Here is a 12,528-nt window from a genome sequence, read left to right on the forward strand (position 1 = left end):
GCATGTAGAAAATGACAACCGCAACGGGCAGCGTCTCATTAGATGGGACGCTGCTCTTTGTGTTACGAGGGCTTACATTGGCAAACGGTGACAAACAGGATTACTACGAACTGCTCGAGGTGAACAAGAACGCCTCCGAGACCGAGATCAAGAAGGCGTACCGGCGTCTGGCCATCAAGTACCACCCGGACAAGAACCCCGGCGACAAGAGCGCCGAGGACAAGTTCAAGGAGGTGTCCGAAGCCTACGAGGTGCTTTCCGACCCCGAGAAGCGTGCCCGCTACGACCAGTTCGGCCACGCCGGTGTGGGGGGCGGCGGCTTCAACGGTTCCCCCTTCGGCGGTTTCGGCGGCTCCCCCTTCGGCGACATCTTCGGCGACATCTTCGGCGAAGTGTTCGGCGGGCGCCAGAAGACCTCGCGCGGCAAGCGGGGCGACGACCTGCAGTACAACCTGGAGATCAGCTTCGAGGAGGCTGCCTTCGGGGTCGAGAAGAAGATCGACATCCCCTATGCCAAGCGCTGCGAGGCGTGCGGCGGTTCCGGCGCCAAGACCGGCACCCAGCCCAAGACCTGCCCCACCTGCCAGGGCGCCGGACAGATGCGTTTCCAGCAGGGGTTCTTCAGCGTTTCCAAGACCTGTTCGCACTGCAACGGCGAGGGGCGCGTGGTGGAGCATCCCTGCCCGAGCTGCCGCGGCACCGGCACGGTGCGGGACAAGAAGACCATCTCGGTCAAGGTTCCCGCCGGCGTCGAGACCGGCATCCGGTTGAAGCTCTCCGGCGAAGGGGGACAGGGGATCAAGGGGGGCGGCAACGGCGACCTGTACGTGGCGCTCACCGTGCGCGAGCACTCCCTCTTCCGGCGCGAGGACAACGACGTACTGTGCGAGATCCCGATCAGCTTCACCCAGGCGGCCCTGGGGTGCGAGATCGAGGTGCCGACCCTGGACGGCAGGGTCAACATGAAGATCCCGGAGGGGACCCAGTCCGGCGCCATCTTCAGGATGCGCGGCAAGGGGGTTCCTGCGCTGCAGGGCTACGGGCGCGGCGACCACCTGGTCATCGCCAAGGTCGAGACGCCGATCAACCTGAACAAGCAGCAGCGTGATCTCCTTGAGGAACTGGCGCGCATCAGCGGCGAGGACGTGAACCCGATGCGCAAGAACTTCTTCTCCAAGGTGATGGACATCTTCACGTGATAACCGGGCCGGCACGCGGGGCGGTCCTGGCGCTGGCGGTCGTTTTGCTGGCGGCCCGTCCCCTGCCTGCCCTTAGTGCCCCGGCCCAGGCGACGCTTCTTGCCGACGCGGCCTATAGCGGGGAGCTCAAGGAGCGCATCCGCGGGGCGAAAAGGCGCATCATCTGCGCCTTTTACCTTTTCAAGGTCACCGAGCGCCGGGGCAACGTCCCCGCCGGCCTCGCCCTGGACCTGGCGCAGGCCAGGGGGCGCGGGGTGGAGGTAACGGTCATCCTCGAAGGCGACGATTCGGTAGGGCGCGACAACCGCGCCGCGGCCGGGTTCCTGACGCGCAAGGGGGTGCGGGTCATCTTCCCGCGCGGCAGGCGCACCACCCACGCCAAGGCCGTGGTCATCGACGACCGGTACGTGATGATCGGGAGCCACAACCTTTCCCATGCCGCGCTGACGCGGAACCGGGAGCTCTCGGTGCTGTTGGATGCACCGCCGCTGGCGGCGCAGGTGACGCGGTATCTGGAAGGAATCAGGTAGGCCGCCGCGGCTGAAGCCAGCCGGTGTGTCCCCTCTCCCCCCGGGAGAGGGTGGCCGAAGGCCGGGTGAGGGCGACGCCACGAAGAGAGTACTTGCCCATTGCAGCGTCCTCACCCCGCCCCTCTCCCGGAGGGCGAGAGAGGTTTTTTCGCATCGCCGCCGTCAACAAAAGGAGTAGCAACCTTGCTTTCCCGTCGGTACGCATCACTCAAGAAGCTGGTCTCCCCGGTTCTCCTCGTCATCCTGCTGGCGCTCACCTGCGCCGTTTCCGCCCACGCCTCCATCGCCACCTACCCCGAACTCCCGACCGGCTACACCTCGATCCGGGTCTTCGACGGACAGCAGCGTTACGTCGGGCGCATCCTCCCCAACCAGCGCTACTGGGTCTCCATCGACCGGATCCCGCTCTTTCTGCGCAAGGCCCTGGTCGCCACCGAGGACGCCCGCTTTTACGAGCACGGCGGCATCGACGTGCGCGGCATCGCGCGGGCCCTGGTGAAGGACGTGGTCAAGGGGAGGCTCGCCGAGGGGGGCTCGACCATCACCCAGCAGCTGATCAAGAACAAGTTCCTCACCGGCGAGAAGTCGCTCGACCGCAAGGTGAAGGAAGTGCAGCTCGCCATGGACTTCGAGAAGAAGTACACCAAGGACCAGATCCTGGAGATGTACTTCAACGAGATCTACTTCGGCAACGGCGCCTGGGGCATTGCGCAGGCGGCGCGCCAGTACTTCGACAAGAACCCGGAGGAGCTGACCGAGGCGGAGTGTTCCCTGCTGGCCGGTGTGCCCAAGAACCCGGGGCGCTACAACCCGCTGGGTGACCTGGCCAAGGTAAGCGCGCGCCGCAGCGTCGTCCTTTCCCGCATGGTCGCGGTCAACATGATCACGCCCCAGCAGAAGAGGGCCATCGAGGCGCACCCGGCCACGGTGATCAAGCCGGGACAGGCGCAGGGGTACCTCGACCTGGTGCGCAAACAGCTCGTGGATCGTTACGGGGCGCACATCGTGGAGCAGGGCGGGCTGGACGTTATCTCCGCCATGGACGTGAACCTGCAGAAGCAGGCGGAGCAGGTGCTGCGCGACGGCGTGAAGAAGGTGAACCCGAACCTGCAGGGGGCGCTCATCTGCATGGACCTGAAGACCGGCGACGTCCTGGCCGCGGTGGGTGGCGTGGACAACGGCAAGGGGGGCTTCAACCGCGCCTTCTCGGCCAAGCGTCAGCCCGGTTCCTCCATCAAGCCGCTCATTTTCGCGGCCGCGCTGGAGCAGGGCTACACCCCGGCGAGTCTGCTGGACGACACCCCGGTGGCTTACAACAAGGGGAACGGCCAGACCTGGCGGCCGCACAACTACGAGAAGAAGAGTTTCGGGGAACTGTCGCTCAGGCAGGCGCTGGCCCACTCCAACAACGTGATCACGGTCAAACTGCTCGAATCGCTCGGGGTGAACAACTTCGTCACCTTTGCCGGGCGCCTGGGCCTTACCCTGCGCACGCCCAACGACCTCTCGCTCGCCCTCGGCACCGACGAGGTGACCCTGAACGACCTGGTCTCCGCCTACTCGCCGCTGGCCAACGGCGGCATGCGCAGCGAGGGGCGCACCATCATCCGGGTCTACGACCGCAACCGCAAGAACTGGAACGAGAATCCGGCGCAGGTGGCCCCGGTGCTCTCTCCGGCCACCGCGTTCGTCACCACCTCCATGATGAAGGACGTGCTGACCTATGGGACCGCGAAGGGGCTGAAGAACTTCGCCCGCCAGCGTCCCGCTGCCGGCAAGACCGGCACCACCGATGACTACCGCGACGCCTGGTTCGTCGGCTACACTCCGCAACTGATCACCGGGGTGTGGGTCGGCTACGACAAGCCCAAGCCGGGGGGGAGAGGCTTCACCGGTGGTGCCGTGTCGGCGCCGATCTGGGAGCGCTTCATGCGCGTCGCCAGCCAAGGGAAGCCCGCCGTAGACTTCACCAGGCCCGAAGGTGTGGTCACCGTCAACATCGATCCCAGCACCGGCCAACTCGCCACACCGCAGTGCCCGACCACCAAGGAAGAGGATTTCATCGCGGGAACGGAACCGACCACCTACTGCTCCAAGCACGGCGGCGATGCGATCCCGCCGGTCGTGCCGGCGCAGCCGGTGTCACCGGGCGTCACCGCTCCCGGGGACCAGCCGCCTGCCAAGCAGCCCCCCGAGGGGGGTGGGGAGGATGGGGACGGAACAGAGGGCACTAACGGTCTTGAAGGGGACGTGTTGCGCTAGGCGGGGCTGCCGGCTTCAGTGGCGTAGTAGTGTCGAATCGGCTTCAGGTCGTCGTCCAGTTCGTACACCAGCGGCGTGCCGGTGGGGATCTCCAGGTTGATGATGTCCGAGTCTGAGACCCGGTCCAGGTACTTGATCAGGGCCCGCAGGCTGTTGCCGTGGGCCACGATGAGCGGGCGGCGGCACTCCCGCAGGGCCGGGGCGATCACCTGTTGCCAGCAGGGGAGCACCCGCTCCACCGTGTCCTGCAGGCACTCGGTCCGGGGGATGAGGTGCGGCGGGAGCGTGGCGTAGCGCGGGTCGCGACCGGGGTAGCGCTGGTCGCCGTCGCCGAGCGCAGGCGGGCGCACATGATAGCTGCGGCGCCACAGCTTCACCTGCTCCTCCCCGTACTGCTCCGCCGTCTGCGCCTTGTTCAGCCCCTGCAAGGCCCCGTAGTGTCTCTCGTTCAGGCGCCAGTCCTTGTGTTCCGCAATCCACATCAGGTCCATCTCGCGCAGGATGATCCAGAGCGTCCCGATGGCCCGGCGCAGCATCGAGGTGAAGGCGACGTCGAACACGTATCCCTTCTCCTTCAAGAGCCGCCCCGCGTTCCGGCTCTCCTCCTCGCCCCGCGGGGAAAGCTCCACGTCGGTCCAGCCGGTGAAGAGGTTTTCCTGGTTCCAGACGCTCTCGCCATGTCGAATCAGTACCAGTTGCTGCATCACCTCACCTCCGCAACATCGTTCCCTTGCCTACGAGTGATCTGGGTTGGTAAAGTCCCCCTTCGCAAAGGGGGGGACGTGAGTTCAGATGCAGCGCTTCGTGGGCAAACGCATCCTCGGTCTCCTCCCGGGATGCCTCCTCGCTGCTACTTCGTGCCTGCCGCCTGCCTTGCCTCTTCCAGTTTGCTCGTCACGTTGTTCCTGATCCAGGACGGATCCCACCACTCGATCGGGTTCACCTCCTGCCCCGAGACCACGACGCCGAAATGGAGATGGTCGCCGCCGGCAAGGCCGGTATCGCCGGTGTCGCCGATGATGTCACCCTTTTTAACCTGGTCCCCCTCCTTAACCGCGATCCGGCTTAGATGGCCGTATAGCGTCTGCAGCCCCATGCCGTGGTCGATGATGACACATTGGCCGTAGATGCCGAGGTCTTCGGCCCAGACCACGCGCCCGGCATTGGCGGCGGGAACCTTGGAGTGCGCCAGCGAGGCCAGGTCGATGCCCAGGTGGTACTGCTCATCCACCTGTTTCCCCTTGTAGAAGTAGCTGCGCAGTTGGCTGAAGGTGCCGCGCGGCGCGGAGTTGGGGAGACGCATGAACTCCCCCTGCCATAGCGGGGTAGGGGAGGTCTTGAGCCCCACCTCGTACAAGGTCTTTCGGTCGGCCTGGCGCCCTTCGCCGTTCACCTTGAGATAGAGCTCCAGCGGGGTGGCGGCTTTCGGATAGCGGTCCTTGAATTCACCGGCGACCTTCTCCAGGAACGAGTCCGTCAATTCGATCCGGTCCCTGGGAAAGGATTTTTCCAGCACGTGGTAGTAGATGCCGGTGAGCCGCTCGTTGCCCGCCCGGTCCACGGCCAGCACCTTGGGGATGAAGCGCTGCTCAGGCAGATCGCTGGGGAAGGCGAACAGGCAGGCGTAGAAGCCGCCCGGCTGGCGGTAGGCGGGATAGAAGCGGTCGGCGAAGACGACGCCGGTTTTAGCGACCTCCCGGTTCACCGTGTAGACCACCAAGCCTGCGCCGCCGCGGGAGACGTTGTGGGCGGTGCTGAGGATGGCGACCGCCGGGGGCTTGTTCTGGTACTCGAAGTTGAAGGATTGCTCGGTGCGGTTGCCCGAGCCGAAACCGTAGATGGAGCGGTCCGCCGTCTTCACGTCGAGCCGGACCGGTCCCTCTTTGAGCCCGGGTTGGGCGGGGAGGCGGAAGGTCTCCGCGGCCTCTTTCGTGCCCGGGGGGTATTCCCTGGCGAGGATGGGAAAGCTCTTCTGCCCCTGCACCAGGTTGACGCTCAGCGATTTCAGCCCCGAACGGTCCCGCAGCCTCAGCGCCACGTCCAGCTTGGAGGAGATGGGGCCGCTTTGCCGGGAAAGGGCGAGGGCGGGCCCGGAAGTGTCGAGGAAGTAGTACACACCGAAGCCGAGCAGAAGCAAAAGGACCAGGATGACAGTCACAGCAGTCGTTTTCATGGTTCTCCCCCCAGCGCCGGTAGGACGTTTGCGCCATCTGGGCGCCGTCGCTGTCGGCAATGATTAGGCCAGGTTAAAGCACCCACGGATTTTAGCACCCGTCCCCTCGAAGTCCAGCACCGGCACAGTTATCGTGACCTGCATGAGCCATAAAAAAATGTTGCAGCTCTCTGTAAAAATCTTGATCAGGTGATATATTACTCTCAGCTAGCTAGCTGTAACAGAATGTCTCGGAAAAGGAGGTAGCAGCATCGAGGTAACTTCCACTGAAGAGGATTCTAATTACCAAACAGCTGTACCAGCTCCGACGTCGAAAGCGTCGGGATGACCCCTGTAACGAGGGGATCGAGTAAGAAGAAGAGGCCCTGCGTATCAGCAGCGGGCCTCTTCTTTTTTGATTCTGTCACAGGCGCCTGCACTAAGGACAGTGAGAAGTTAATCAACAAGAACTATGAGCTTTTTGATATATTGAGAGAGCGGGATGCCAAATTCCGATGACGTTTGAGATTCAAGGAGGACTCAATTATGAAAAGGATGACAGCGGCACTGCTTGCCATGGTGATGGCCATGGTTTCTCTACAAGGTTGCTACGGCAAGATGGCGCTCACCAAGAAGGTCTACCAGGTGAACGGCCAGGTAAGTGACAAGTTCCTGCGCAGCCTGGTGACCTGGGCGTTCATCATCGTTCCGGTCTACCAGGTATCGGCGCTGGTCGACTTCGTAGTCTTCAATACCATCGAGTTCTGGAGTGGGCGTAACCCTGTCGCCCAGGGAGAGAAGGATTTCCAGTACAGCGAAAACGGCGACACCTTCAAGGTACACGCGCAAAAGAGCGGCGACATGCTGCGCTACACCTTCAACCGCTACCATGGTGATACCTACCTCGACACCCTCACCATCGACTGGAACGTGAAGACCGGCAATTCTGTGGCAGCCATGCGGGACGGGAGCAACGTGACCCGGTTCCAGGCGATGCGTGTCAACGGCGGCGTACAGGTAACGAGCTCCGTCCCTGGTGCTTTGGACGCGGGGCGGCAGACAGCGGCACTGTATCAGTAGGCGGGAGATGTTCAGCGGATTGTCAGAGGGATGACCGTTAGCGAATTCAAACTCAGGAGGGAGGCAACTCAAGCAGTATATCCGGAAAAAAAATTTTTGGACAGACTGTTTCTTTGCGCTCACCGGTGCTATGTTTGACTCAGCTAGCTAGCAAAGAGGGATCTCGGAAAAAAGGAGGTAATCAGCATCAAAGAAACTCCACCGATTCGGAATCTCACAAGTTGAAGCTGGAACCTCCCGGTGCTTACGGGCACTGGCAACCACCCTTGAAAAGGGTATCAAAGTAGACGCAACAAAGAAGGCCCGCCATCATGGCGGGCCTTTTCAATTGGATCAGAGGGGCGGTAGCAGAAGGGACTGGCTCCGTTCGGTGCCTGTCCCTCTAGCGGAACGCTCCATTCCCCACAGCCCCCTGACGCAAGCCCCTAAGGGGACAGGCACCTGGCGGAGCCAGTCCTCTCCTTCGGGATAACCAGTGCCGAAATGACAAAAGGGTCGCAGACATGGTCTGCGACCCTTTATTGTTGGAGCCGAAGAGCGGACTCGAACCGCCGACTTGCTGATTACGAATCAGCTACTCTACCAACTGAGTTACTCCGGCTGATCTGTTACCGAGGCTAATCTTTTACCGTAAATCCCCACCTCAGTCAATCTCATTCTAAAACTCCAACGTTGCGCCTTTCCCGTCAAGCCCCCACTGAGCATGCTTCCGCAGGTAACATTTTGCTTGCTGCCGACGTTGCACTTTGACCATTGTTGCTGTCGGTGCTCATTAGCAAGTTGTAAGAAAAACGGGCTGGCCAGGGCAAGTGAGGGGTGCCTGAATGATTAATGGTGTCGTTGCCAAAACGTTAAACATTGACCTAAACCCTAGTAGTGGCATGACCGGTGTTTTCGCTGGGTTCTAACGTTTGGACTCCGCGGCATGACGGAGATCTTTCCGGTGCGCGCATTTGTTTGCCTACCAGTAGAGCTGTTTGAAAAATTTTTTTTAACTGAAAAATATCCAAAAGGTGTCTGTTTTGTCACCATTTCCACCACGAGGAGTACCGCATCCCGGGGACACCCCTCGTTAGGAAAGGCACATTTCTTGCGAATTGCCCCGCCCGTAGGACTATTTCGTACCTCTAAATCGTCTATTACCGCACGTGAGGACCAGGGACAGGGGAAGGCTATGCTGAGAAAAACACTGGCTGTTCTGGCTGCTACGGCCGTCATATCGGGGGCGCTCTCATGGGCGGCAACATCGTTCCAGCTGCAGACCAAGCTGAACAGTGCCGGCGGCACGCTCCAGGTCCGCAACAATGCAGTCCAGACTGTGGCCGGTACCGTCGTTTACAGCAACTTCACCACGGCCGCCCCGGTCCCGGTGAGGGTCACCGCCAACCCCGGCTACAAGATCTCCAGCGTGACCAAGAGCGGCGTAGCCCAGGTGATCGGTAACTACACCTCCCACTACTACACCACGGTCCAGAAGTCGGACGGTTCGATACAGTCCCTGGTGGCCGGCTTCACCATCCAGAAGTACACGGTCACCGGTGCGGCTTACGGCCCCGGCACCGTCTCCCCGGCCAGCACCGCGATCGCCTACGGCGGCAACGCCACCCTCACCGCCAGCCCCAACGCCGGCGCAGTATTGACCGGCGTCACCGGCGGTACGGTCACCGTTTCGGGCAGCCCGGTCACTTACCCCTGCTCCACCCCGGCCACCATCACGGTGACCAACGTGACCTCCCCCAGGACCGTTCAGGCCGTCTTCTCGGCGATCGGGGCCAACGCAGGCGAGAACCAGACCGCCATGATCGTCACCAAGGTGACCCTGAGGGGCACCCTGCAGGGGGGCGGCACCTTCACCTGGACCCAGGACAGCGGCCCGGCGGTCACCCTGACCGGCGCCGGCACCCTGAACCCCGAGTTCGTGCCGATGGCGCTGGGCACCTACGTGTTCCGGCTTACCCAGTACCTGAACGGCGTGTCCGTCGCCAGCTCGACCACCCAGGTCAAGGTCGTCGACTCGCTGATCTCGTCGATGAGGACCGACTGCAACGGCTGCCACGGCCCCACCGGCATCTATCCGACCCCGCAGGCCTTCATCTCCTGGTCCTCCTCGAACCACAAGTACCTCGGCGTCTCCTGCGTGTCCTGTCACACCACCGGCGCCATGCCGACCCCGGTAAACCCGACCACGGTGGATTCCAACACCTTCGTGAACCTCAATGCCAGCGCCGGCCCGGTCGGCGGCTACTTCTGCGCCGCCTGCCACACCGATTCCATCTTCGCCGGCTATGACCGTTCCATGCACAAGACCAAGGGCGTCACCTGTACCTCCTGTCATAAGGGTGGCCCGCACCTGCCGGAGGCCGACCCGGGCGTCTGCCAGAGCTGCCACGACAACGGCCTGGGCATCGTCCCCAACCACACCGTCGACATCGGCCCCAACGTCATCTGTATCTCCTGCCACAACCCGCACTCCAGCTTCGCGGCGGTGCAGGGCGACCTGGAGACGCTGCACTACGGCAACATGACCACCGGCGCCTACCCGGCGACCTACGTCACCTCGCGTTCGGCCTGCACCGACTGCCACTTCTCGACGGTCACCAACCAGGCCATCCGCCAGGCGTGGTACACCTCCGGGCACGCCAAGGGGAGCGCACCGGCATACTCGACCTACGACTTCAAGACCATGAGCGGCTGCGTGCAGTGCCACACCACCACCGGCTTCGTGAACTACTCCACCGGCAAGGTCACCACGGCCTGGGGTGTCGCCTCGGACAAGACCAAGGAGATGGTCACCTGCCGCGCCTGCCACATCGACATCGTCACCGGCGCGCTGCGCACGGTGCAGCCGTCCAAGCCGTTCGCCAACGAGCCGACCTACGTGAACCCGGCGGTGGGCGAGTCCAACCTGTGCATGACCTGCCACAGCGGCAACAACACCGGCCAGGTGATCACGGCGCAACTGCAGGCCAACGCCGACTTCACCAACATGGCCTTCATCCCGCCGCACTATGCGACTGCCGCGGCCGCCATGTACGCCAAGGGGGGGTATGAGTTCCCGGGCCGCAGCTATGACCTGGGCGCCACCCACAGCAACCTTGGCAATACCAACGCCAAGGGCCCCTGCGTCTCCTGCCACAGAAACGGCACCTACGGCCACTCCTTCAGAAGCGGCGTGAGCACCCTGTGCACCACCTGCCACGGCGCCAACATGCCGGAAGAGCAGCGCCAGCTGGCGCGCGATTCTTTCATGAGCCTGCTGGAAGTGCTCCGTGCCCAGCTGGCCGCCAAGGGCTTCATCTACACCGCGCAGCCGCCGCACTTCAACCAGCGCAACTGGGGCTCCGGGCAGCAGGGCGCCAACGTCATGGGCGCCGCCTTCAACTACGCCTTCCTGGTGCGCGAGCTGGGCTCCTTCGGCCACAACCCGCGCTACTCAAAACAGCTGGCCATGGACTCCATCGACATCCTGGACAACGGCGTGATCGACGACTCGGTGACCACGCTGGCGGTGCCGATGCTGCGGGACGCGGGGCTGATCAGCCAGGCGGTGGCCGATTCAGTCATCGCCTACAAGGCGCGCAACCTGTGCATCACCTGCCACGGCGGCTCCGCCTCCACCTCGAGCCCGATGGCGACCAACCAGCACGCGACCCACATCACCTCGGTCTACGGTCCGGGCGCCTACCTGGGGAGCGAGTACAACGCCTGCCAGGCCTGCCACGTCGGGACCACCGCCACCCACAACAACGGCTCGCCGGACCTGAAGAGCGGTGACGGCTCGCTGTGCATGGGTTGCCACGCCGGCCAGCTGGTCGACTGGAAGACCACCAGCCGCATCGAGTGCACGGTGTGCCACGCGCAGAGCCCGGCGACGCTCCCCAACGGGACCCAGGCGCCGTACAAGGCGTACTTCGGCACCCAGGGGCACGGCCGCTTCACGGTGAGCAACCAGTGTACGGTGTGCCACGATCGCAACGCGACCCACATCACCGGCACGCTGGGTGACAGCAAGCGCCTGCTCATGAACAACGACAACCTGCTGTGCGCCTCCTGCCACAGCAACCCGACCATCGTCTCGGCGCGCTTCCTGAACATCAGCACGCACCGCGCGAAAGACGGCAGCGCCGTTGCCTGCCGCGAGTGCCACGACACCCACGGCACCGGCAACCTCTCCATGATCAGAAGCGAGATCAGGGGCTTCAACATCTACTACACCGACCGCGTCAACACCCTGGTGGAGACCACCACCAACCGCGGCCTGTGCCAGGTCTGCCACACCAAGACCAACCACTACCGCGCCGGCGTCCCGGAGGGGAGCCACTTCACCTCGGGCTGCCTGGACTGCCACACCCACACCAGCAGCGGCGGCGCCTTCAAGCCGATCGGCGGCGGTTGCGACTCCTGCCACGGCTACCCGCCGGCACCGAAGAACACGGCTACGGGGTTCGGCAGCTACGCCAACTGGGCCAACGCCCGCTTCGAGGACTACTCCGGCGGCGGCGGCGCGCACCTGGTGGCGGCGCACATCTCGCCCTTCGCCAAGCCCGAGGAAGGGTGGACCAACTGCACCGCCTGCCACAACGGCGGGGTGACCGGGCTCACGCCGTACCACAAGATGGTGACACCGGTTAAGGAGCACATCGAGAACGTGACCGTGCTGGTGGACAACAGCCTGCGCTTCGCGAACTCCTTCACCATCTACACCGGCGCGAGTCTGACCAGCGTGCCGGGCGCCAACAAGACCGGCAGCTGCTTCAACATTGCCTGCCACATGAGCCCGTCGGCGCGGTGGAGTACGGAAAGGTAGGGGTGGCCAAGCGCTGTAGCAGCAAGGCCGTACCGTTTCTGAATCCGTGGAAGATTCAGCTTTTAATACAATGACGCTAACAGGACACCAAGAGGAGGAGAAAATGTTATCAAAGTATGGAGGACACTGTTTTCTGGTGCTGGCACTTCTTGTGCTGACACTGATGCAGTTGTCCGCGGGGCAGGCACAGGCCGCCCCGCAGTACAACTATGACTGTTCTTTCTGTCATACGATGCCGCCGCTGGATTCCGGTACTGTGAAGAAAGACCCCAACACCGGCGCTGTGCCGGGTAACCACGCAGGGCACGCCACCTCGGCGGTCAACTCCTGCGTTGCCTGCCATGGCAGCCAGGTCAGCAGCTACGCGATGGGTCACCGCAACAAGACCATCGAGCTTGCCGACGGCGTCGGCTACTCCAGAAAGATCGCGGCCGGCTTCGTGAACCAGACCTCGGTTCCGCCGAACCCGATGGGCACCTGCTCCACCGCGGCCTGCCA

General features: G+C 63.2%; 7 protein-coding genes, 1 tRNA gene and 1 pseudogene. 6 read left to right on the top strand and 3 right to left on the bottom strand.

Annotated elements, in window-relative coordinates:
• Nucleotides 1–77: 77 nt before the first annotated feature.
• From dnaJ to JFN91_RS20410, 3 genes are all read left to right on the top strand, one after another.
• Nucleotides 78–1,199, top strand: coding sequence for a molecular chaperone DnaJ (dnaJ, locus tag JFN91_RS20400; RefSeq protein ID WP_199390991.1), 1,122 nt, complete (start codon nt 78–80; stop codon nt 1,197–1,199).
• Entirely contained in the window at nt 1,196–1,729 is a 534-nt protein-coding gene (locus JFN91_RS20405; RefSeq protein WP_199390992.1) for a phospholipase D-like domain-containing protein, read from the top strand. The genes dnaJ and JFN91_RS20405 overlap by 4 nt, the downstream gene beginning before the upstream one ends.
• 183 nt (nt 1,730–1,912) lie before the next feature.
• A complete protein-coding gene (locus tag JFN91_RS20410; RefSeq protein ID WP_199390993.1) occupies nt 1,913–3,991 on the top strand; it encodes a penicillin-binding protein 1A in 2,079 nt (692 codons plus the stop codon).
• On the opposite strand, the gene gpmA is transcribed toward JFN91_RS20410, so the two are convergent.
• Nucleotides 3,988–4,695 carry a 2,3-diphosphoglycerate-dependent phosphoglycerate mutase gene (gene gpmA / locus JFN91_RS20415; RefSeq protein ID WP_199390994.1) on the bottom strand — a complete coding sequence of 236 codons (708 nt, stop codon included), beginning with the start codon at nt 4,693–4,695 and terminating at the stop codon, nt 3,988–3,990. The two genes, JFN91_RS20410 and gpmA, sit on opposite strands and share 4 nt — an antisense overlap.
• A 146-nt stretch (nt 4,696–4,841) precedes the next feature.
• A complete protein-coding gene (locus tag JFN91_RS20420) occupies nt 4,842–6,164 on the bottom strand; it encodes a M23 family metallopeptidase (RefSeq protein ID WP_199390995.1) in 1,323 nt (440 codons plus the stop codon).
• Between the two features lie 525 nt (nt 6,165–6,689).
• Between JFN91_RS20420 and JFN91_RS20425 the strand changes: the two genes are divergently transcribed.
• Complete coding sequence (locus JFN91_RS20425) at nt 6,690–7,223, top strand: DUF3332 domain-containing protein (RefSeq protein WP_199390996.1); 534 nt, start codon at nt 6,690–6,692, stop codon at nt 7,221–7,223.
• A 525-nt stretch (nt 7,224–7,748) separates the two neighbouring features.
• Here the strand turns inward: JFN91_RS20425 and JFN91_RS20430 are convergent.
• Nucleotides 7,749–7,824 (bottom strand) — tRNA-Thr (locus JFN91_RS20430).
• A 573-nt stretch (nt 7,825–8,397) separates the two neighbouring features.
• Between JFN91_RS20430 and JFN91_RS20435 the strand changes: the two genes are divergently transcribed.
• The gene (locus JFN91_RS20435; RefSeq protein WP_199390997.1) at nt 8,398–12,030 is read left to right on the top strand and encodes a cytochrome c3 family protein; all 3,633 of its coding nucleotides are present in this window, start codon (nt 8,398–8,400) and stop codon (nt 12,028–12,030) included.
• Nucleotides 12,031–12,133: 103 nt separating this feature from the next.
• A pseudogene (locus JFN91_RS20440) lies at nt 12,134–12,528 on the top strand (CxxxxCH/CxxCH domain c-type cytochrome); the annotation flags it as partial.

Origin of the sequence: Geomonas anaerohicana (assembly GCF_016458305.1) — a bacterium.
In the GTDB taxonomy this organism is placed as follows: domain Bacteria; phylum Desulfobacterota; class Desulfuromonadia; order Geobacterales; family Geobacteraceae; genus Geomonas; species Geomonas anaerohicana.